General features: G+C 68.5%; 19 protein-coding genes. 6 read left to right on the plus strand and 13 right to left on the minus strand.

What is annotated here, in order from left to right; translation table 11 throughout:
- Positions 1 to 10: 10 nt before the first annotated feature.
- The gene (locus tag AC07Q9_RS23400) at positions 11 to 703 is read right to left on the minus strand and encodes a phosphatase PAP2 family protein (protein ID WP_495311951.1); all 693 of its coding nucleotides are present in this window, start codon (positions 701 to 703) and stop codon (positions 11 to 13) included.
- 121 nt (positions 704 to 824) lie between these two features.
- Here AC07Q9_RS23400 and AC07Q9_RS23405 point away from each other — a divergent pair, with 121 nt between their 5' ends.
- The 3 genes from AC07Q9_RS23405 to AC07Q9_RS23415 all read left to right on the plus strand — a co-directional run bounded on the left by AC07Q9_RS23405 (position 825) and on the right by AC07Q9_RS23415 (position 3,151).
- Positions 825 to 1,505, plus strand: a complete 681-nt coding sequence (locus AC07Q9_RS23405; protein WP_062473345.1) for a response regulator — start codon at positions 825 to 827, stop codon at positions 1,503 to 1,505.
- A gap of 61 nt (positions 1,506 to 1,566) precedes the next feature.
- Entirely contained in the window at positions 1,567 to 2,913 is a 1,347-nt protein-coding gene (locus AC07Q9_RS23410; protein ID WP_495311952.1) for a sensor histidine kinase, read from the plus strand.
- 16 nt (positions 2,914 to 2,929) lie between these two features.
- Positions 2,930 to 3,151, plus strand: coding sequence for an oxidoreductase-like domain-containing protein (locus AC07Q9_RS23415; protein ID WP_495311953.1), 222 nt, complete (start codon positions 2,930 to 2,932; stop codon positions 3,149 to 3,151).
- On the opposite strand, the gene AC07Q9_RS23420 is transcribed toward AC07Q9_RS23415, so the two are convergent.
- The 11 genes from AC07Q9_RS23420 to AC07Q9_RS23470 form a co-directional block, all read right to left on the minus strand.
- Positions 3,115 to 4,626, minus strand: a complete 1,512-nt coding sequence (locus AC07Q9_RS23420; protein WP_495311954.1) for a hypothetical protein — start codon at positions 4,624 to 4,626, stop codon at positions 3,115 to 3,117. The two genes, AC07Q9_RS23415 and AC07Q9_RS23420, sit on opposite strands and share 37 nt — an antisense overlap.
- A 10-nt stretch (positions 4,627 to 4,636) precedes the next feature.
- Positions 4,637 to 5,440, minus strand: a complete 804-nt coding sequence (locus AC07Q9_RS23425; RefSeq protein WP_495311955.1) for an aminoglycoside phosphotransferase family protein — start codon at positions 5,438 to 5,440, stop codon at positions 4,637 to 4,639.
- 14 nt (positions 5,441 to 5,454) lie between these two features.
- Entirely contained in the window at positions 5,455 to 5,931 is a 477-nt protein-coding gene (locus AC07Q9_RS23430) for a nucleoside deaminase (RefSeq protein WP_495311956.1), read from the minus strand.
- Positions 5,932 to 5,942: 11 nt separating this feature from the next.
- Positions 5,943 to 6,713, minus strand: a complete 771-nt coding sequence (locus AC07Q9_RS23435) for an ABC transporter permease (protein WP_495311957.1) — start codon at positions 6,711 to 6,713, stop codon at positions 5,943 to 5,945.
- A gap of 10 nt (positions 6,714 to 6,723) precedes the next feature.
- Positions 6,724 to 7,587 carry an ABC transporter ATP-binding protein gene (locus AC07Q9_RS23440; protein ID WP_495311958.1) on the minus strand — a complete coding sequence of 288 codons (864 nt, stop codon included), beginning with the start codon at positions 7,585 to 7,587 and terminating at the stop codon, positions 6,724 to 6,726.
- The gene (locus AC07Q9_RS23445) at positions 7,587 to 8,621 is read right to left on the minus strand and encodes an ABC transporter substrate-binding protein (protein WP_495311959.1); all 1,035 of its coding nucleotides are present in this window, start codon (positions 8,619 to 8,621) and stop codon (positions 7,587 to 7,589) included. Before AC07Q9_RS23445 ends, AC07Q9_RS23440 begins: the two co-directional genes overlap by 1 nt.
- 155 nt (positions 8,622 to 8,776) lie before the next feature.
- Positions 8,777 to 9,775, minus strand: coding sequence for a TRAP transporter substrate-binding protein (locus tag AC07Q9_RS23450; RefSeq protein ID WP_495311960.1), 999 nt, complete (start codon positions 9,773 to 9,775; stop codon positions 8,777 to 8,779).
- A 52-nt stretch (positions 9,776 to 9,827) separates the two neighbouring features.
- Complete coding sequence (locus AC07Q9_RS23455; RefSeq protein WP_062473357.1) at positions 9,828 to 11,093, minus strand: TRAP transporter large permease; 1,266 nt, start codon at positions 11,091 to 11,093, stop codon at positions 9,828 to 9,830.
- 1 nt (position 11,094) lies between these two features.
- Positions 11,095 to 11,712: a TRAP transporter small permease gene (locus AC07Q9_RS23460; RefSeq protein WP_354343885.1), complete on the minus strand. Its 618-nt coding sequence runs from the start codon at positions 11,710 to 11,712 to the stop codon at positions 11,095 to 11,097.
- A gap of 38 nt (positions 11,713 to 11,750) precedes the next feature.
- Entirely contained in the window at positions 11,751 to 12,665 is a 915-nt protein-coding gene (locus AC07Q9_RS23465) for a dihydrodipicolinate synthase family protein (protein WP_495311961.1), read from the minus strand.
- 283 nt (positions 12,666 to 12,948) lie between these two features.
- Complete coding sequence (locus tag AC07Q9_RS23470) at positions 12,949 to 13,725, minus strand: IclR family transcriptional regulator (RefSeq protein WP_495311962.1); 777 nt, start codon at positions 13,723 to 13,725, stop codon at positions 12,949 to 12,951.
- 160 nt (positions 13,726 to 13,885) lie between these two features.
- Between AC07Q9_RS23470 and AC07Q9_RS23475 the strand changes: the two genes are divergently transcribed.
- From AC07Q9_RS23475 to AC07Q9_RS23485, 3 genes are read left to right on the plus strand one after another with little or no spacing between them, the layout of a single operon-like run.
- On the plus strand, positions 13,886 to 15,541 hold the full coding sequence (locus AC07Q9_RS23475; RefSeq protein ID WP_495311963.1) for an OPT/YSL family transporter: 1,656 nt from the start codon (positions 13,886 to 13,888) through the stop codon (positions 15,539 to 15,541).
- A gap of 42 nt (positions 15,542 to 15,583) precedes the next feature.
- Positions 15,584 to 16,633, plus strand: coding sequence for an S-methyl thiohydantoin desulfurase domain-containing protein (locus tag AC07Q9_RS23480; RefSeq protein WP_495311964.1), 1,050 nt, complete (start codon positions 15,584 to 15,586; stop codon positions 16,631 to 16,633).
- A gap of 13 nt (positions 16,634 to 16,646) precedes the next feature.
- Positions 16,647 to 17,438, plus strand: coding sequence for an aspartate/glutamate racemase family protein (locus tag AC07Q9_RS23485; RefSeq protein WP_495311965.1), 792 nt, complete (start codon positions 16,647 to 16,649; stop codon positions 17,436 to 17,438).
- 83 nt (positions 17,439 to 17,521) lie between these two features.
- Here AC07Q9_RS23485 and AC07Q9_RS23490 read toward each other — a convergent pair whose 3' ends face one another.
- Positions 17,522 to 19,822, minus strand: coding sequence for an NADP-dependent malic enzyme (locus tag AC07Q9_RS23490; RefSeq protein ID WP_489058085.1), 2,301 nt, complete (start codon positions 19,820 to 19,822; stop codon positions 17,522 to 17,524).
- Between the last annotated feature and the right edge of the window lie 215 nt (positions 19,823 to 20,037).

Consider the following 20,037-nt stretch of genomic DNA (forward strand, 5'->3'; position numbering starts at 1 on the left):
CCGACGGCGCTCACGCCTCGGCCAGCACCAAACGGGCACGCGGCGCGCGACGCCAGCACACCAGGCCCGCCAGCAACACACCGCCGAGCACGTCGAGCAGCACGTGCTGGCGCGTGGCCAGCGTCGAATAGACGATCCCCGCGGCCCACAGCACGTTCACCCATTGCGTCCACGCGGGCGCCTGCACACTGCGTAGCTGGCGGCCGAGCCACACGGCCGCGAACACAGCGAAGGCCACATGCAGCGACGGGAAGGCATTGCCGCCCGCATCGGCGCTCTTGAGGAACTGCAGCGCCGGGTACTGCGACCAGTCGATCGCAAAGCTCGGCACCACCGTCGGAAAACACCAGAACACCGCCAGGCCGATGGCCGCCATGCGCGCGGCCCCGCGCGCGCAGGCCCACAGCTCGGCCTTGTTTTTCGTGAAGGCCGGGGCGAGCGAGATGTAGAACCACAGCGAGCTGTACAGCAGCATCGCGTCGTCGCTCACGTCCACCCAGTGGTCGATGGCGGTGAGCGGCATCACCGTCGGCACCGAGGGCGGGTGATGCATCACCCAGAAGTACAGGACGAAGAAGCCCGAGATGCCGAGCGTGGTGCCGATCATCTTCACGACCCACAGCGTGGCGAAGCGCTGCCCCAGCGCCAGGTGCCAGGGCGTGACGGGGAGGGCGGCGGGGTTCGGGCGGGAGGGCAGCGTCACCGGTGCGCTTTCAGGAGAGGGAAGCGCCACAGCGTAGGCGCATGCATTGCGTGAACATTGCGCTGCCTCATGTGAGGGCTCTCTAGAATCACCCGCCTGTCCGGTCCCTCCCCATCCCCCCATGAGAATCCTGCTTGTCGAAGACGAAGCCGACCTGGCGCAGGCGCTCGCGTCGGCGCTGCGCCAGAACCAGGCGGTGGTCGATGTGGCGAGCTCGCTGCGCGCGGCCGAGGAGGCCGCGCTCGGCGCGCCCTACGACGTGGTCGTGCTCGACCGCGGCCTGCCCGACGGCGACGGCCTGTCGCTCGTCGCGTTCCTCGCGCAGAACCACATCGCCTGCGCCGTGCTCGTGCTCACCGCCATGACCGACGTGGCCGAGCGCGTGCTGAGCCTGGACGGCGGCGCCGACGACTACCTGGCCAAGCCCTTCTCGATGGACGAGCTGCTGGCCCGCGTGCGCGCGCTGGCACGCCGCCCCGCGGTGCGCGCCAACTTCATCATGACGCTCGGGCAGCTGCGCTTCGACCACCACACGCGCCAGGCCCATGTGGGCGAGGCCTGCCTCACGCTGCCGCGGCGCGAGCTGCTGGTGCTCGAGACGCTGCTCGAACACCGCGGCCGCACCGTGCTGCGCGAGGCGCTGCAAGACCGCGTGTACGGCCACAAGGACGACATCCAGTCGAACGCGCTCGACACGCACGTCTCGCGCCTGCGCTCCAAGCTCGACAAGGCGGGCGCGCAGGTCGAGATCCATGCGATCCGCGGCGTGGGCTATCTCATGTGCGCGCCGCAGTCGGCATGAGCGCAGCGCCGGGCCGCCCCAAGCAAGCTCGCGCCGCAGTGCGAAGCACGAAGGCATACCAATGAGCTTGCTTTCGCTGCGCTGGCGGCTGATCTGGAGCCTCATCCTCTTGCAGGTGGTGGTCGGTCTGCTGGTGATGGGCGGCTTCCTCGGGCTGGCGTGGGCGTTGGGCCGCGTGGTCGACGAGACCGGCCACGAGACGGTGGCGGCCATCCAGCGCGCCCTGATGCGCGGCGCCGACGGCCAGCTGGTGGTCGAGCCCACGAGCGCGCTGCGGCGGCTGCAGAAGGCCGACCCGCAGTTCTGGTTCATCGTGCGCGACCCGAACGGCGTGCAGCTGCGCCACGGCGAGGTGCCGCCCACCTACCTGCGGCTGCTCGATGCGCTCGACGACACCGAGCGCGTGGCCATCGACCCTGAGAGCGACGGCACCCGCCCCAAGGCCCGTTTCGAGCGCATCGAATCGCGCGCCGGCCCGGTGGCCGTGATGGCGCAGACCGGCGGCCCGCTCACGGTGGAGAACACGCTCAAGGGCACCGGCATCGCCTTCCTGTTCCTGGTGGCGCCGATGGCACTCGTCACCTGCCTGGGCGTGATCCTGGCGACGCCGTTCGTCGTGAAGCGCGGCCTGAAGGGCGTGGTGGCCACGGCGGAGCATGCCGAGGGCATCGACGTGCACGAGCGCACCACGCGCCTGCCGCTGGCCAACGTGGCCAGCGAGATCCGTCCGCTGGTCAACGCGGTCAACCGCGCCTTCGACCGGCTCAACGAAGGCTACGACCGGCAGGAGCGCTTCCTGGCCGATGCCGCGCACGAGCTGCGCACGCCGATCACCACGCTGCAGATCCATCTCGAAGGCCTGCCCAACGACCCGCTGAAGATGAAGCTCATGCAGGCCTCGGCGCGGCTGGCCACGCTGGCCGAGCAGCTGCTCGACCTGCAGCGGCTGGACCACGGCCTGTCGCTCGACCAGCAAGTGGAACTGAGGTCGCTGTGCGAGCGCGTGGCGGCCGACATCGCGCCGCTCGCGATCCGCAGCCGCTGCACGCTGTCGGTCGACGCGCCGCAGCCGCTCACCGTGCGCGGCGACGCGCCTTCGCTCGAGCGCGCGCTCACCAACCTGATCCAGAACGCCATCGAGCACGGCGGGCCGGGCTGCGACATCCAGGTGCGGCTGTGCGAGCCCTCGTGCATCGAAGTGCGCGACTCGGGCCCCGGCATCCCCGAGGCCGACCGCGAGCGCGTGGTGGCGCCGTTCCACCGGCTCGTGCCGCGCGGGCGCGGTGCCGGGCTGGGCCTGCACCTCGTGGCCGAGGTGGCGCGGCTGCATCGCGGCCAGCTGAGCATCGGCTCGAGCGAATCGGGCGGCGCGAAGATGCGGCTCGAACTGATGAACCTCGAGGCCTGAAGAAGACCCGCCCACCATGAACGCCATCGACCGGCTGCCCGAATCCACGAACCTTGCCGGCGCGCAGGCGCTGATCGCGCGCGTGCAGGCGATGCTCGATGCCGAGGGGCTCGCGATGCGTGCGCCGCCGCCGGAGCCGACCACCTGCTGCGGGCGCGGCTGCAATGGGTGCGTGTGGGAAGGGTGGCTGGCGGCGGTGGCCTATTGGCGGGATGAGGCGTCGCTGCTGCTGGGTTGAGGGGGCATCTCGTCGGTTGCGGAAACCGACGGAGCGGAGTCGGGCCTCATGTCGCTGTAGGGCGCCGGAATCTCCAGCGCCTTGGCGCCCGGCAGGCTTTGGGCAAAGAGGTGGGTTGCCACAAGGTAGCGCGCCACGGCGCTGCGCAGGTCGGTCGACTCATACAGCGACTCGGTCCACCAGCGTTCGGTGAACATCACCTTGTAGGCGGGACCTTCCTTCAGCAGGTAGAGGGCGCTGTCGCCGCCGACTCGCGCGGTCTTGATCTTGCCTTCGTGCCAGCCGGCGGCCATCGCGTGGTCTACCAACGCCTCGACGTCGACAGTGAACACTGCCTGGATATCCTTCGACGTGAAGTCTTCGAAGAATGCCGTGCTGCTTTCTCTGCCGTAGGCTGTGCGGACCAACTCCAACTCCTCGCCGTGCAGCAGGGCATTGAGCTGTGCCAGGCGATCCGGCGGTTGCACCATCAGCAGGGGCGTGTTCAAGGGCGGCGTGGCGAGGCTGGTGACATAGAACGGCTCGGTCCCTGGCTCCTGGCTGGCGGACAACGCCAGGGACCAGCGCTCCTGTGCCTCGCGCAGCGTGTTGCGCGATGCCGTCACGATACCGGCATAGTGCACATGGCGCTCGCCTGTTCCGGTGAGCGTCGATGAAACGCAGTCGGCGGGGGCCGCGTCCCACGCCCAATCGTTCACCGACCAACTGCCATCTTCCTTGTCGTTCACCGTCTGGACGATCAGGCGAGCAAAGACTTGGGGCGGCGGCTCCGCGGGTTGATCGCCTACCGACGCTGGCACTGTGGCATCCACGCGAAACGCCAGGGGTTCGCCGATGCGGAAGCGCTCGTCGCGACGGACATCGATCGCGTTCAGGGCCTGGCGCGGTGGCACCGCAGTTCGGAAAAAGCCGTAGGCGGTCGACAGTGTCAACACGGTGAAGACCGGAAACACCGGCAGCCCCACCAGCAGCCACAGCAGGTTCCAACCTCCATTCAACGACCAGCGCAGTGCGTTGAAACCGAAGGCGGCAAAGAAGGCCAGCACCGCCAGCGCGACCAGCGAACCCAGCCAGTCGGTGATGCTGGTTCGTGAAGGGGCATTTGAAGGCGGCGGTGCCGGAGACATCCACGCCGTGTCATGCCGCTGCAGGATGCGCGGCAAGCCGATCACGCGCGGATCGGGCAGCGGCGTCCAGAAGCTGTCGTCCTGCGCGGCCAGCACGATCGTGCGGACGCCATCGCTGTGTCCGAGCTGCAGCGCGGCCTGCGCGACGCCGTCGTGCGGCGCGTCTTCAAAGCTCAGAGGGCGCGCATCGGGCACGCGGTGGTAGCAGCGCTTCTCGACGTCGACGATCAGCGTGTCCGCACCCGCCGATGCCGCATGAAAGCGCTCGTCAGAAGATGCAAGGCCTTCCGACATCGGCAGCGCCAGAACCCGCGCGAGGACATCGAGGTAGGAGTGGGGGCGAGACATGCGTCCGAATCTAGCCGGCGATTCCAAGCGCCGCGGCCGCCAGCTTCGCCACTTCCAGCGTGCTTCCGGGCGCCTCGCCATCTTCCAGCATCCACACCGACGACAGCCCGGCCCACGCCAGTACCCACTGCAGCAATCGCCGCCGCTCGATGTCCGTGGCCTCCGCGATGACCTCGATGCGACGCGCGAAGCGCCCCGGCACCAGCGCGCTCTCGCCATCCGGGTTGCACAGGATGTTCGCGTGGTCGAAGCCGCGCTCACCGTGCAGGCCCTTGGGGTCGATGGCGAGCCAGCCGGTCGGGCCGAAGTCGAGCACGTTGCCGTGGTGGATGTCGCCATGCAGCACGACCACGTCGCGCGGTGCGGCCAGCAGCTCGCGTGCGGTGCGTGCGCTGTGCGCGAAGACGCCGCCGTGCGTGGCCGCGCCGGCCCACAGCGATTCGAACCAGCGCGAGAGCGGCACCAGCGTCGGGGGCGGCGGCGTGTCGCGCGGGGCATGCAGGCGCGCGGCGGCGGCGCACAGGATGCGCGTGGCCTCGTCGTCGCGGCCGTCCTGAACCATCTGCGGCAGCGAGCCCGTGCCTTGCGCGCGCACCATCAGCAAGGCTTCGCCGTCATGGGCCAGCACGGGCGCGGCGCCGTCGCCGTTCCACCAGGCCATCAGCAGGCTGCCCGCCTGCTCCTCGGCCTCGTGCGACACCTTGAGCATGGCCGCCACGCCCTGCTGGCGCACGGGCAGCAGCGTGCCGCTCAGCGAGGTGAAGGCCCCGCCGTCGGGCGTGAGATGCCAACGTGCCAGGTAAGGCGCGAACACGCCGTGCGGACCCACTAGCGCGATTCCCAGAACCCCCGGTGCGTGGCGATCATCTCGTCGGCCACCTCGGGCACGGGGCCGACCACCTCGACGGGTTTCTGTCCGCGCGCGAAGACCTCGCGGCAGGGCAGGCTCAGCGTCGGGTTCTCGGGGTGGTCGCCGGTGAGGGCGAGCAGTGCGGATTCTTCCGCGCCGTACACGATGCGCCCGATGTTGGCCCAGTAGCTCGTGCCCGCGCACATGGCGCAGGGCTCGAAGGTGGTCACGAGCGTGCACTGCCACAGGTACTCGGGGGGCCAGTTCTGCGCCGCATGGCGCGCCAGCGTGGCCTCCGCGTGGTGCACCGTGTCGATGTTGCCCTGCTCGGCGAGGATGGTCTCGCCGTCGGGTGCGACGAGCACGGCGCCGAAGGGGTGGCGGCCCATGGCCATGGCGCGTCGCGCCACGGCGTCGGCGCGACGCAGCGCGCGGGTGATCTGTTCGGGGGTCATGCCCCCATTATTTATTGGTTCTGCGAGCCGCGGTGTGCCCAGCCGGTGGTGTGTTTCTCGATGAGGCTGAACAGCTCATACATGATCATCGCCATCGCGCCCACCACCATCAGCCCTGCGAAGGCCAGGCCCATCTGCATGGCCGAGCCGGCCGAGATCAGCAGGTAGCCGATGCCCTCGTTGGCGGCCGTCATCTCGCTCACCGTGGTGCCGACGAAGGCCAGCGTGATCGCCACCTTCAGCGAGCCGAAGAAGTAGGGCATGGAGCGCGGCAGGCCGATCTTGACGAGCACGTCCCAGCGCTTGGCGCCCAGCACGCGCAGCACGTCTTCCAGCTCGGGTTCGAGCGTGGCCAGGCCGGTCGCGATGTTCACCATGATCGGGAAGAAGCTGATCAGAAACGCCGTGAGGATCGCCGGCCCGATGCCGATGCCGAACCACACGACCAGGATCGGCACGAAGGCCGCCTTGGGCAGTGCGTTGAAGGCCGTCATGAGCGGGTAGATCGCCGCATAGGCCAGGCGCGAGCTGCCGATCACGAAGCCCAGCAGCACGCCCACCACGATCGCCAGGCCGAAGCCCGCCATCGTGACCCAGTAGGTGCGCCACGCGTGGCCCGCGATGATTTCCTTGAACTCCCAGAACTGCTCCCAGATGCGCAGCGGGCTCGGAAAGATGAAGTCCGACACGCCGAAGCCCGCGCAGATCACCTGCCACAGCAGGAGCACCGCCACGAGCAGCAGCCACGGCGACCAGCGCTCGAGTTGTTTGCTGTTTTTCATCGCCGCCTCCTCAGTGCGCTGCCGCCGCAGCAGCGGCGGAGGTGGTGGTGGCGTTGCCGCGGATGGCGCCGATGTGGCCGCGCAGTTCAAGCACGATGTCGGTGAACTCCTTGGTGTAGGTCAGCTCCAGCTCGCGCGGGCGCGGCAGGTCGATCTCGCGCTTCACCACGAAGCGCCCGGGGCTCTTGCTCATCACGTACACCGTGTCGGCCAGGAACACCGACTCGCGCAGGTCGTGCGTGACCAGGATCACGTTGAACTGCTGCTCGGTCCACAGGTCGCGCAGGATGCACCACAGCTCTTCGCGCGTGAACGCGTCGAGCGCGCCGAAGGGCTCGTCCAGCAGCAGCATCTTGGGCTCGTGGATGAGCGCGCGGCAGATGCTCGCGCGCTGCTGCATGCCGCCCGAAAGCTGCCACGGGAACTTGTCTTCGTAGCCGCCCAGGCCCACCTTCTGCAACAGGCGGCGGGCGCGCTCTTCGTATTCCTTGCGCTTGGCCTTGAAGTTCGAGCGGTAGGGCTCGACGATCTCCAGCGGCAGCAGCACGTTGTCGACCGTGGTGCGCCACGGCAGCAGCGAGGGCGCCTGGAAGGCCATGCCCGAGATCTTCAGCGGCCCGGTCACGGGCTGGCCGTCGATGCGGATCTTGCCCATCGAGGGCATCTTCAGCCCCGTGGTGAGCTTCATGAAGGTCGACTTGCCGCAGCCCGAGGGGCCGACGATGGCGATGAACTCGCCGCGCGTCACCTTCAGGTCGATGGCCTCGACCGCGAAGTGGTTGGCGCGCAGCAGCTCTTCGTTGTAGGCGAGCCAGACGTCCTGGAAATCGACGAAGGGGGCGGCTGCGTCGGGTGTCGTTGCGCCGGCCGCCATCACTTGCGCAGGATTCCGCTGAGCTCGGCCGCGGGCGGGAGCAGGGCCGCGGTCCACACGGCGTCGGGGCTCACGCGCGTCTTGGTGTTGAAGGCGTCCGAGACCTGCGAGGCCATGAGCGACATGCGGCCCGCGTTGACGGCGCCGAAGCCGTCGGTGCGTGCGTCGGCGCTGTTGATGACGGTGTCGATCGCCAACTGCAGGCGGCGCGTCTCGAGCTTGCTGTCGATGATGCCGTCGCGCGCCTTCACCGACTCGATGCCCAAGGCCGGGTTGGCGATGACTTCCTTGGCGCCCTTGGCGAAGGCCGAGAGGAACTTCTTCACCGCCGCCGGGTTGTCCTTGAGCAGCTTGGGCGAGGCGATGATCACGTTGCCGTACAGCTTCACGCCGTAGTCGGGGTAGGGCAGGATCACCACGTCGGCCGCCTTGGCGCCGCGCGCTTCCAGGTTGAGCAGCGAGGTGAAGGTGAAGCCCGTGATGGCGTCGATGTCGCCGCGCACCAGCATGGTCTCGCGCAGCGTCGGGTCCATGGCGGTCCAGTTCACGGCGCCGATGTTGTTGGCCTTGGCGAAGATCGGGAACGCGCGGCGGCCCGCGTCGAACACCGGTGCGCCGAGCTTCTTGCCGGCGAGGTCGGCCGGCTTGGTGATGCCGCTCTTCTTGAGCGCCATGACCGAGGCCGGCGTGTTGTTGTAGACCATCATCACGGCCACGGGCTTGTTCGGGCTGTCGGGGTTGTTGGCGTGGAACTCCATCAGCGCCGCGAGGTCGGCAAAGCCCATGTCGTAGGCGCCCGAGGCCACGCGCGTCACGGTGCCGCCCGAGCCGTTGCCGGCGTCGATGGTCACGTCCAGGCCGGCGGCCTTGAAGTAGCCCTTGGCCGCGGGGTGCAGGAACAGCGCGGCCGGTCCTTCGAAACGCCAGTCGAGCTGGAACTTGATCGGCGTCGGGCTCTGGGCCATGGCCGAAGACAGGCCGAAGCTGAGGGCCGAGGCGGCGAGGAAGGACTGGATCAGTTGACGCTTGTTCATGCGGGTTCCGTGAAGGTGAATGCTTCGGCATTCAAGCAAAAACGGTGCCCGCACGCGATTGGTGCGAACCCTTCCGGTGAATCACCGAGGTGCGCGGCCCGCCCAGGGCGTGTGCGGCGTGCACCGCGCCTGGGAATCGGGGCCCAGGGCCGTCGTCAGAGCGCGGCGCCGATCTTGCGCAGCTCGGCGATCTGCGGCGCCTTGGGCAGCCAGACCTTGTCGAATTCGGCGATGACCGGCGCGGGGTTGTAGTTGGTGGCGCTCTTGATCGCGATGCCGCTGGCCTTGAACTTGTCGATGAGGCCCAGCTCGGTGGTCACGATGTCCTTGATCTGCGCGTCGAGTTGCTGCTTCACGAGGTCGGTGATGAGCGCCTTGTCCTTCGCATCGAGTGTCTGCCAGATGCGGCCCGACACCAGCGGCGCGAAGGGCATGAACAGCGCGTTCATCGGCAGCAGCGTTTTAGCGACGCGGTCGAAGCGCTGGTTCCACGAGAACTCGATGTCGGCTTCGAGCCCGTCGACCTGGCCGTTGGACATGGCGTCGAACACGCCCGGCGTGGGAATGGGCGTGGGCGCGGCGCCCAGCAGCTGGTAGAAGTCGCGGTACACCGGCGTGGGGTTGATGCGCAGCTTCATGCCCTTCAGGTCGGTGGGCGAGGCGATGTCCTTGGTGGCGAACACCACGCGCATGCCGGTGATGCCCCAGCCCAGGCCGATGGTGCCGGTCTCGCGCGGCAGCACGTCCAGCAGCTTGAGCGCCGCGGGCGTGCGCACGAGCGAGGCGACGTTGGTGGTCGAGCGCACGAGGTAGGGCGCGTTGATGGCCGCCACGCTCGCCACGCGCGAACCGAGTTCGGCCGCCTGGATCCAGCCCATGTCGAGCGCGCCCGACTGCAGCTGCTGCATCATGGCCGACTCGTTGCCGAGCTGGCCCGAGTGGAACACCGTGGCGCTCAGGCGGCCGTCGGTGGCCTTCTTCAGCGCCTCGCCGAAGCTCACTGCGGCGCGGTTCCACGAGTGGCCTGCGGGCGTGATGAGGCCCAGGCGGAATTCCTTGGCGGCGGCGGCACGCGACACGGTGCCGAAGAGGGCGGTCGACGCGGCGGCGGTGCCGGCGGCGGCCTGGACGAACTGGCGGCGGGAGAGGGGCATGCGAAGCTCCTGTGGGGTGAGGTGAAGGAACGGGAAGAGATCGGTTCAGCGCTTACTTGATGAGCGCGAGAGAAAGACTCGGGAACAGCGACAGCAGCACCAGCGCCACGCAGCAGATCAGGAAGAAGGGCAGCGTGACGATGAACATCTTTCCGGGCTTGGCGCCCGTCACCGCCGACGCCACGAAGAAGCTCAGCCCCACCGGCGGCGTCATCAGCCCGAGCACGAGGTTGATGACCACCACCACGCCGAAGTGGCGCGGGTCGATGCCGTAGATCTCGGTCGCGATGGGCAGCAGGATCGGCACGGTCATGATCAGCCCGGGAATGCCGTCGATCACGGTGCCGATCACCAGCAGGATCACGTTCACCAGCAGCAGGAAGGCGATCGGGTCCTTGGCCACGGTCTGTATCCACGCGGCCGTCGCCTGCGGCACCTTGCCGTAGATGAGCAGCCACGAGAACACCGCGGCGGCGGCCACCAGGAACAGCACCACCGCCGAGTAGATCGCCGACTTCAGCAGGATCTGCGGAATCATCGCGAAGCGGAATTCCTTGGTCACGTAGCGACCCACCAGCACCGCGGCCACCGCACCCACCGCCGCCGATTCGGTGGGGTTGGCCAGGCCGCCGAGGATCGAGCCGACGATCACGATGGGAATGAGCAGCGTCGGGCAGGCCGTGAGGATCGTGTGCAGCCGCTGGCGGGCGGTGCGCTTCTCGGTGCGCGGGTAGTTGTAGATCACGCCCATGCCGGCGATCACGATGAAGAACAGCACCGTGAGGATCACGCCGGGGATGATCCCGGCGATGAGCATGTCGCCCACCGCCACCTGCGCGAGCACGCTGTACACCACGAACATCACCGAGGGCGGAATGATCGGGCCGAGCATGCCGCCGTACACCGTGATGCCGGCCGCGAAGGTCTTGTCGTAGCCCTGCTTCTCCATCTCGGGCACCATGATCTGGCTCATGATCGCCACCTGCGCGGTGGCCGAGCCGATGATCGACGACACCAGCATGTTCGCCAGGATGTTCACGTAGGCCAGGCCTCCCTTCACCGAACCGATGAAGGCCAGCGCGAGGTCGACGAGGCGCCGCGTGATGCCGCCGCCGTTCATGATCTCGCCGATGAGGATGAACAGCGGAATCGCGATGAGGCTGTAGCTGTCGACGCCGCCGAACATCTGCACCGGGAACGACTGGAACAGCACCGTGTCGCCCGAGTTGAGGATGTAGACGATGCCCGACAGGCACAGGCAGGCACCGATCGGCACGCCGACCAGCATGATCAGCAGGAAGAAGGCAGAGGTCAGCATTTCAGTTCACGGCGTCCGCGTTGGCGACATGGAACTCGTCGTGCGTGCGCTTGGGCTGCAGGCCGAGGTCTTCGAGGAGGTTGGCCAGCGCATGCACGCTGAGGGTGAGCGCGAAGATCGGCAGGATGAGCTGCACCACCCACGTCGGCCAGTCGAGCGTCTGCGTGCGCTCGGTGTAGAGAAAGTTGAAGCTCTCGGCCGCGAACTCCTTCGCGTCGAAGCCGTGGCGCACGATGCCGGCCGGGTCCATCCACAGCCAGCACATCGCAAGCAGGGCCAGCCCGAGCAGCAGCACGCCGCCCGAGGCGCTGGCCTTGGCGATGCGCGCGGCCCGGGTGCCGAGCTTGTCGGTGAGCAGCGTCACCGCAAAGTCCAGCCGCAGCCGCGTCATCGCCGACGCACCGAAGAAGGTGAGCCAGACCACGCAGTACACCGAGGCCTCGTCCACCCAGTACAGCGGAAAGCCGCCGTAGCGCGTGACCACGTTCAGCAGCACCAGCACGATGAGCAACCCCATCAGGCTGCTGAGCAGGTGGCGCTCGCAGCGCAGGACGAAGTCCGACGCGTCGAGCACGCGGCGGGACAGGCCGCCGCTCTCTTTCAAGGCGTTGTCTTGCATGGTGTTCTGGGCCTTGCGGTGCGTCGTGCGCGCGGCGATTACATGACCGACTGGTACTGCGCGGGCCGCGTGGCCAGCGCCTTGGCGACGACCTTCTCGATGAAGGCGCGCTCCTCGCCGATGAGCGGCAGGCGCGGGCGGCGCATGTGCTCGGTGCCCACGCCGACCAGCAGGTCGATGAGCTTGAGGTTCTGCACCAGCTTGGTCGACACGTCCAGGTGCAGCATCGGCGTCATCCACTGGTACAGCTTGAGCGCTTCGGCGAATTTGCCCGCCTTCATCAGGTCGTACAGCGCCACCGTCTCGCGCGGGAAGGCGCAGCCGACACCGGCCAGCAGGCCGTCGCAGCCCAGCGCCAGGCCTTCGTAGGCCAGGTCGTCCACGCCCAGGAACAGCTGGTAGCGGTCGCCCACCGTGTTGCGCAGGTCGGTGATGCGGCGGATGTTGTCGGTGCTTTCCTTGATGGCGGCGATCCACTCGCAGTCGGCCAGCTCGATCATGTGCTCGGGCTTGAGGTCCACGCGGTAGGCCACCGGGTTGTTGTAGACCATGATGGGTTTCTGGGCCGCGTTGGCGATGGTGCGCACGTTGAGCATGGCTTCGCGCGCGTCGGCCACGTAGATCACCGAGGGCATGACCATGTAGCCGGCCACGCCCAGCTTGTTGGCGCCGTCCACGTAGCGCAGGGCTTCGCGGGTGCTGGTCTCCGACACGTTGGCCAGCACGGGGATGCGGCCGTCGGCCGCCTCCAGGGCGATCTTCGCGACCTGCAGTTTTTCTTCGAGCGTCAGCGTGCTGGCTTCGCCCAGCGAGCCGCAGGTGACGAGGCCGTGGATGCCGTTGCGGATCTGGAAGTCGATGTGGCGGGCGGTGCCCTCGGCGTCGATGCTTTCGTCGGCGTGGAACTTGGTGGTGATGGCGGGGAAGATGCCTTGCCAGCGGGGATTGCTCATGGATGTGTACCTCGAAAAAAGAAGAAAAGGGCGCTGCGGACAGCGGTCGAAACCAGGGCTTGAAGGCTTGGTTTTTAAATATATTAGTAAGATATGAGAAATATCTGCTCAGGGTATTAGCAGATTGCATGCCAGCCGAAATGGTGGTTGGAGGCTTCTGGAAAGGGCGTTCGGGCGTCTGGAAGCACCGCCTTGGCGCACCCCGTGCCTCACGATGCAGCGGACGAAAAAAGCCCCGCAGCGGCAAACGCGGCGGGGCGTGCGGCTGGCGCCGGCGCGGTGCTCAGCTCGGCGTCGTCGCCCCGAAGCCCAGCCAGTACGGATCGCCCACGCGCTTGCCCACGCTGCTGGCGGCGTCGCGCACCGTGGCGCCGAAGCGTTCCACCAGCGCTTCCGACAGCTGCTCCGCGGGCAGCGCGATGCCGAAGGCGTAGGTCTGCCGCGTGGCGGGGTCGAGCACCGCCGACGAGATGCCCGCCACGTTGGTCACGTACTCGCCGCGCGACAGGGCCCAGCCGGTGTCGCGGATCACGGCCAGGCGCGCGAGCAGGTCCTTGCGCGTCTTCGGTGCGTGGCCGCGGCCCTGGTCGAGTTTGGTGCCGATCAGGGCGCCGACTTCGTCGTCGTCTAGGCGCGCCAGCAGCGCGCGGCCCATGGCGCTGGAGTAGGCGGGCGCGCGGCTGCCCGGCGGCGTGTAGATCTGCAGCGCGCCGGCACCGGTGCGCATCTGGATCACCAGCGTGTCGGTGCCGTCGAGCACGTTGATGTAGCCCGTGCAGCCGGTCTCGCGCACCAGCGCGTCGAGCGCCTCCTCGACCAGCGAGGCCGTGTTGCGCGAGGCGCGGAAGTGGTACGAGGCTTCCATGATCACGCCGCCCGGGCGGTAGGCGCGCGTGGCCGCGTCGCGGTCCAGGAAGCCGTAGCCGGCCATCATGCTCAGCGTGCGGGAGGCCGAGCTCTTGGGCAGGCCCAGCTCGGTCACGACGTCCGTCACCGTGATGTCGCGACGCAGCCGCGCGATCAGCTTCAGGACGTCCATGGCGTTGGCAAGGGTGCTCATCGTGTTCGATAGGTTGGGGTGGGAATCATAGGTTCGGCGCCGGTGCGTCTTTTCGGCCGACCCGGGTGAACGCCCGCTTGACAGCCGAAAGTACGGTTTTATCATTCAGTCCAAGTTTATTGGACATGGTTCCAAAATATGGAACCAACAAGGAATGACCATGCACCATGAAGTGACCGCCGTCGCGCCGCTGGAAGACAAGGGCGCCGGGCACACCGCGTTGCCGCCGGCCGCGCTGCATCCCAAGGCGCTCGCGCCGGCCAACCTGATCCTCACGGTGGTGCTCAGCGTGTTCGGCGCCATCGTCGGCATCCAGATGCTGGCCAGCCTGGGCATCACGCCGAGCACCTCGCTGATCGGCGCGCTCGCGGCGATGACGCTGGCGCGCGTGCCGCTGGCCATGTTCCGGGGCTTTCGCTCGGTGCATGCGCAGAACCTGGCGCAGACGAGCATCTCGTCGGCCACCTTCGGCGCGGCCAACAGCCTGTTCCTGCCGATCGGCATTCCCTTCCTGTTCGGCCTGCCGCAGATGGTGGTGCCGATGCTCATCGGCGTGAGCCTGGCGATGCTGCTCGACGCCTGGCTGCTCTACCGCATGTTCGACACGCCCGCCTTCCCGGCGAAGAACCCGTGGCCGCTGGGCATCGCCGCGGCCGAGGCCATCAAGGCGGGCGACGGCGGCGGCAAGCAGGCCTGGCTGCTGCTGGGCGGGCTGGCCACCGGCGTGGCGGGCGCGGTGTTCAAGCTGCCGATGTCGGCCTTCGGCGTGGCGCTGATCGGCGGGCTCGGCGCCATGACCGCCTTCGGCATCGGGCTGCTGGTGCGCGGCTACTCGGCGCCGCTGTTCGGCTTCGACATCGGCACGCGCTATGTGCCGCACGGGATGATGATCGGCGCCGGCCTCGTCGCGCTGGTGCAGGTGGCGCGCGTGGTGCTGAAGAAGCACGAGCGCGCGGCCGACAGCCCCGCCGTGACGAAGGAAGCGCTGGCCGAGGCGCGCGGTGCCAGCGTGCTCGGCCGCTCGCTCAAGCTGGGCGGTGCGGGCTACCTCGCGATCATGGTGCTGCTGTGCGCGGGCACCGGCATCTACACCGGCATGTCGCCGGGCATGCTGGCCTTGTTCATCGTGTACGGCACCTTCGCGGCCTTCGTGCACGAACTCATCGTGGGCATCGCGGCCATGCACTCGGGCTGGTTCCCGGCCTTCGCGGTGGCGCTGATCTCGCTGCTGCTGGGCATCCTGATCGGCTTTCCGCCCGAGGCGCTGGTGGTGCTGGCCGGCTTCTCGGCCGCCACCGGCCCGGCCTTTGCCGACATGGGCTATGACCTCAAGGCCGGCCACCTGCTGCGCGGCGAGGCCTCGGGCTCGGCCTTCGAACTCGAAGGCCGGCGCGAACAGATGATTGCCGGCATGGTCGGCTTCGGCGTGGCGATCGTGGTGGTGGCCTGCGCCTACCCGCTGTTCTTCGCCAACCACCAGACCGCACCGATCAACGCCGCTTACGTGGCGGCGATCAAGGCCGGCATCTCGGGCGAGACCGCGCGCAACCTCGCGCTGTGGGCCGTGCCCGGCGCGCTGCTGCAGCTGGCGGGCGGGCCGCGCCAGCAGCTGGGCGTGCTGTTCGCCACCGGCCTGCTCATCGCCAGCCCGATGGCCGGCTGGATGGTCGCGGCCGGCATCGCCTGCCGGCTCGCGGTGCACGGCGTGCTCGGCGCCGCCGCGCGCGAACGGCTCGAGGTGTTCGCCGGCGGCGTGATCGCGGGCGACGCGCTCTACAGCTTCTTCTCGGGCGCGGTGAAGAGCCTGCGCAAGTAGTTCTCCTTCTTTCCTTTCATCACACACACAGGAATCGAATCCATGAAACGCAATCTGACCAGCGACGACGTCCGCGCGGCCATCTGGGGCGGCGCCATCCTCGGCGGCGGGGGCGGCGGGCTCATCGCGGCGGGCGAGCGCGCCGCGCGGCTGGCGCTGCAGGTCGGCACGCCGCAGCTGTGGAGCGTCGACGAGTTCGACGAGGCCGCGCTCACCGCCACCATGGCCCTCGTGGGTGCGCCGGCCGCGCCCGATCCGCACGTGCAGCCGGCGCACCTGCTGCGCACGCTGGAGCTGCTGCGGCGCGAGCTGCCGGCGGGCCAGAAGCTGGTCGCGCTGCATGCCAACGAGAACGGCGCCGAGACCACGGTCAACGGCTGGTTCCACGCCGCCATGACCGGCCTGCCCGTGATCGACCTCGCGTGCAACGGCCGCGCCCACCCCTCGAGCGTGATGGGCGCGCTGGGCCTGCACACCGAGCCCGACTACCTCTCGGTGCAGGCCTACGCCGGCGGCGAGCCGCACCGTTATGTCGAAGGCGTGGTGTCGGGCCGGCTCGAGCAGACCTCGGCGGTGGTGCGCCGCGCCTCGGTGGAGGCGGGCGGCCTCGTGGCGGTGGCGCGCAACCCCGTGACCGTGGGCTACGCGCGCCAGCACGGCGCACCGGGCGCCATCAGCCACGCCATCGCGCTGGGCCAGGCCTTTCTCGATGGCGGCGTCGATGCCGTGGCCCGTTCGCTCGACGGCCGCCTCGTCGCCGAGGGCACGGTGCGCAGCTACCGCTGCGAGCAGCAGGAAGGGCTGGACGTCGGCGTGGTCGAGCTCGACGACGCGGCCGGCACCACGCTGCGCTTCATCAACGAGTACATGCTGCTGGCGCAGGGCGGCGAGCGCATCGCGCGCTTCCCCGACCTGATCATGACCTTCTCGGACGACGGCCAGCCCGTGGTGTCGGCCCATGTGCGCCAGGGCGCGCGGCTGCGCGTGCTGGTGGCGCCGCGCGCGCGGCTGCTGCTGTCGCGCACCATGTTCATGCCCGAGCTGTACCGGCCGCTCGAGAAGTCGCTGGGCGAAGCCTTCGCGCCGGCCTGAACGGAGACATGCCATGACACTGCGCATCCGCTGGATCCGGGCCGTCGGCAACGACACCTACAACGCGCGCTTCGCGCAAGAGTTCGCGCAGGTGAAGAACCCCGGCACCGAGGTCGAGGTGGTGTCGCTGCGCAACGCCTCGGTGCAGCACCACGTCGAGTACCAGAGCTACGAGGCGCTGCTGGGCGCCGACATCGTGCGCGCCGTGCGCGACACCGCGCAGCAGGGCTTCGACGCAGTGGTGGTCGGCTGCTTCTACGACCCGGTGCTGGTCGAGGCGCGCGAGATCTCGGGCCAGACGGTGGTGGTCGCGCCCTGCCAGGCCTCGTTCGAGGTCGCGTCCAACCTGGCGCAGAAGGTGTCGGTGATCGTCGGGCGGCGCAAGTGGGTGCCGCGCATCGAGGCGCGTGTGCGCGAGTACGGCCATGCGCACCTGATCGCCTCGTTCCGCGCGCTGGAGCTCGGCGTGGAAGACTTCCAGCGCGACCGCGACGAGACCGTGCGCCGCATGATCGCGCAGGGCCGCCGCGCCATCGACGAGGACGGTGCCGAGGCGCTCATCCTGGGCTGCACGCTCGAGTTCGGCTTCTACCGCCAGCTGCAGGACGCGTTGGGCGTGCCCGTCATCGATTCGGCGCTGGCGGCCTTCAAGCGCGCCGAAGCGCTGGCCGACATGAAACAGCGTTTCGATTGGAAGCCCAGCCGCGTCGGCGGCTGCGAGCCGCCGCCCGAAGACAAGGAGCTGCTGGCCTGGAACGTGTTCGACCCGGCCGACGTGCCGGTGGTGTCGCCCGTCCACGCCTGAACACGGCCGTCCATGAAAAACGCCCCGTCGCGGAGACCGCGACGGGGCGTTGTTGTTTCAGGGAAGAAACGTCGGCGTCAGCGTCAGTCCTGCGCCTTCACCTTCGCCACGGCCAGCGCCGTCATGTTGATGATGCGGCGCACCGTCGCCGAGGGCGTCAGCACGTGGGCCGAGCTCGCGGCGCCCAGCAGGATCGGGCCCACCGTGATGCCGTTCGCGCCGGTCATCTTCAGCACGTTGTAGAGGATGTGGGCCGAGTCGAGGTTCGGGCACACCAGCAGGTTGGCCTCGCCCGTGAGCGTGGTCTCGGGCAGGGCGGTGCGGCGGATCTCGTCGGACAGCGCGGCGTCGCCGTGCATCTCGCCGTCGCACTCGATGTCGGGTGCCATCTGCGAGAACAGGTCGCGCGCCAGGCGCATCTTGCGCGCCGAGCCGCGGCTGGAGGTGCCGTAGTTCGAGTGCGACAGGAAGGCCACCTTCGGCGGCAGGCCGAAGCGGCGCACCTCTTCGGCAGCCATCACGGCGATGCTGGCCAGCAGTTCGGCGCTCGGGTCTTCGTTCACGTTGGTGTCGGTGATGAACACCGTGCGCTTCTCGAGCGTGAGCGCGTTCAGCGTGGCGAAGCCGGGCGCGCCGCGCTTCAGGCCGATCAGGTTGCGGATGTGCTCCAGGTGCACGTCGAAGCGCCCGACCAGGCCGCAGATCATCGCGTCGGCATCGCCCAGGTGCAGCATCAGCGCGGCGATGGTGGTGTTGGAGCGGCGCACCATGGTCTTGGCGGCCTCGGGCGTGACGCCGCGGCGGCCCATGAGCTTGTGGAAGCTCTCCCAGTAGGTGCGAAAGCGCGGATCGTCTTCGGGGTTCACGATCTCGAAGTCGACACCCGAACGGATGTGCAGGCCGGCCTTCTGGATGCGGGCCTCGATCACGGCGGGGCGGCCCACCAGGATGGGCTGGGCCAGGCCTTCGTCGACCGCCCACTGCGCGGCGCGCAGCACGCGCTCGTCCTCGCCTTCGGCGTAGGCCACGCGCTTGGTGGTGGAGATCTTGGCGGCGCTGAACACCGGGCGCATGAACATGCCCGTCTGGTAGACGAAGCGCGTCAGGTGCTGGCGGTAGGCCTCCATGTCCTCGATCGGGCGCGAGGCCACGCCCGAGGCGGCGGCCGCCTTGGCCACGGCCGGCGCGATGCGCAGGATCAGGCGCGAATCGAAGGGCTTGGGAATGATGTAGTCGGGGCCGAAGGCCAGCTCCTGGCCGGCGTAGGCGGTGGCCACTTCTTCGCTGATGTCGGCCTTGGTGAGGTCGGCAATCTCGCGCACGCAGGCCAGCTTCATTTCTTCCGTGATCTTGCTCGCGCCGCAGTCGAGCGCGCCGCGGAAGATGTACGGGAAGCACAGCACGTTGTTGACCTGGTTCGGGTAGTCCGAACGGCCCGTGGCGATGATGCAGTCGGGGCGCACGGCCTTGGCCAGCTCGGGGCGGATCTCGGGCTCGGGGTTGGCCAGCGCCAGGATGATCGGCTGCGTGCCCATGGTCTTGACCATCTCGGCGCTCATGACGCCGGGGGCCGAGCAGCCCAGGAACACGTCGGCGTCCTTCACCACGTCGGCCAGGGTGCGGGCACCGGTGTCCTTCTGGGCGTAGCGGGCCTTCGACTCGTCGAAGCCGCCTGCGCGGCCCATGTAGATCAGGCCCTTGGAGTCGCAGGCGTAGATGTTGGCGGGCTTGGCGCCCAGGCCGACCATCACGTCCAGGCAGGCGATGGCGGCGGCGCCGGCGCCCGAGACGGCGATCTTGACGTCTTCGATCTTCTTGCCGACCAGCTCCAGGCCGTTGAGCAATGCTGCGGCCGAGATGATGGCCGTGCCGTGCTGGTCGTCGTGGAACACCGGGATGTTCATGCGCTCGCGCAGTTTCTTCTCGATGTAGAAGCACTCGGGGGCCTTGATGTCCTCGAGGTTGATGCCGCCCAGCGTGGGCTCCAGCGCCGCGATGATGTCGACCAGCTTGTCGGGGTCGTTCTCGGCCAGCTCGATGTCGAACACGTCGATGCCGGCGAATTTCTTGAACAGGCAGCCTTTGCCTTCCATCACGGGCTTGGAGGCCAGCGGGCCGATGTTGCCCAGGCCCAGCACGGCGGTGCCGTTGGTGATGACGCCCACGAGGTTGCCGCGGGCGGTGTATTCGGCCGCGAGCGCGGGATCTTCCGCAATGTCGAGGCAGGGGTAGGCCACGCCCGGCGAGTAAGCCAGCGACAGGTCGCGCTGGTTCAGCAGGGGCTTGGTGGGGGTGATCGAGATCTTGCCCTTGACGGGCGAGCGGTGGTATTCGCGCGCTGCTTCTCGAAGTGCTTCTTCAGCGGGGGACAGGGATGCAGCCATTTGAAAAGTCTCCTTGGTTCTGGCGGGCAATGAGGCTACCGCAAAAGCGCAGCCTCTTCTCTCGGGGGGAACGACGAGACCCTCTATCTTCCGCCTGATCGAGAGGGTCTGCCGACTCGCTAAACTTCAACACCCCTGTTTCAGGGGGGCAAATCCGTGCCGCACGGGCGGTGCGGCGAACCAACGTCCACAAGCACAGAACAACACGGAGGGAC

This window comes from Variovorax sp. GW821-FHT09A10 (assembly GCF_059418385.1).

What these genes read in the sequence shown, in the direction of transcription:
- AC07Q9_RS23430 (WP_495311956.1), bottom strand. Translation starts at nt 5,931, where the DNA reads ATGACCCCCGAACAGATCACCCGCGCGCTGCGTCGCGCCGACGCCGTG.
- AC07Q9_RS23480 (WP_495311964.1), top strand. Translation starts at nt 15,584, where the DNA reads ATGAAACGCAATCTGACCAGCGACGACGTCCGCGCGGCCATCTGGGGC.
- AC07Q9_RS23490 (WP_489058085.1), bottom strand. Translation starts at nt 19,822, where the DNA reads ATGGCTGCATCCCTGTCCCCCGCTGAAGAAGCACTTCGAGAAGCAGCG.
- AC07Q9_RS23465 (WP_495311961.1), bottom strand. Translation starts at nt 12,665, where the DNA reads ATGAGCAATCCCCGCTGGCAAGGCATCTTCCCCGCCATCACCACCAAG.
- AC07Q9_RS23445 (WP_495311959.1), bottom strand. Translation starts at nt 8,621, where the DNA reads ATGAACAAGCGTCAACTGATCCAGTCCTTCCTCGCCGCCTCGGCCCTC.
- AC07Q9_RS23405 (WP_062473345.1), top strand. Translation starts at nt 825, where the DNA reads ATGAGAATCCTGCTTGTCGAAGACGAAGCCGACCTGGCGCAGGCGCTC.
- AC07Q9_RS23460 (WP_354343885.1), bottom strand. Translation starts at nt 11,712, where the DNA reads ATGCAAGACAACGCCTTGAAAGAGAGCGGCGGCCTGTCCCGCCGCGTG.
- AC07Q9_RS23450 (WP_495311960.1), bottom strand. Translation starts at nt 9,775, where the DNA reads ATGCCCCTCTCCCGCCGCCAGTTCGTCCAGGCCGCCGCCGGCACCGCC.
- AC07Q9_RS23470 (WP_495311962.1), bottom strand. Translation starts at nt 13,725, where the DNA reads ATGAGCACCCTTGCCAACGCCATGGACGTCCTGAAGCTGATCGCGCGG.
- AC07Q9_RS23420 (WP_495311954.1), bottom strand. Translation starts at nt 4,626, where the DNA reads ATGTCTCGCCCCCACTCCTACCTCGATGTCCTCGCGCGGGTTCTGGCG.
- AC07Q9_RS23485 (WP_495311965.1), top strand. Translation starts at nt 16,647, where the DNA reads ATGACACTGCGCATCCGCTGGATCCGGGCCGTCGGCAACGACACCTAC.
- AC07Q9_RS23440 (WP_495311958.1), bottom strand. Translation starts at nt 7,587, where the DNA reads ATGGCGGCCGGCGCAACGACACCCGACGCAGCCGCCCCCTTCGTCGAT.
- AC07Q9_RS23475 (WP_495311963.1), top strand. Translation starts at nt 13,886, where the DNA reads ATGCACCATGAAGTGACCGCCGTCGCGCCGCTGGAAGACAAGGGCGCC.
- AC07Q9_RS23415 (WP_495311953.1), top strand. Translation starts at nt 2,930, where the DNA reads ATGAACGCCATCGACCGGCTGCCCGAATCCACGAACCTTGCCGGCGCG.
- AC07Q9_RS23455 (WP_062473357.1), bottom strand. Translation starts at nt 11,093, where the DNA reads ATGCTGACCTCTGCCTTCTTCCTGCTGATCATGCTGGTCGGCGTGCCG.
- AC07Q9_RS23435 (WP_495311957.1), bottom strand. Translation starts at nt 6,713, where the DNA reads ATGAAAAACAGCAAACAACTCGAGCGCTGGTCGCCGTGGCTGCTGCTC.
- AC07Q9_RS23410 (WP_495311952.1), top strand. Translation starts at nt 1,567, where the DNA reads ATGAGCTTGCTTTCGCTGCGCTGGCGGCTGATCTGGAGCCTCATCCTC.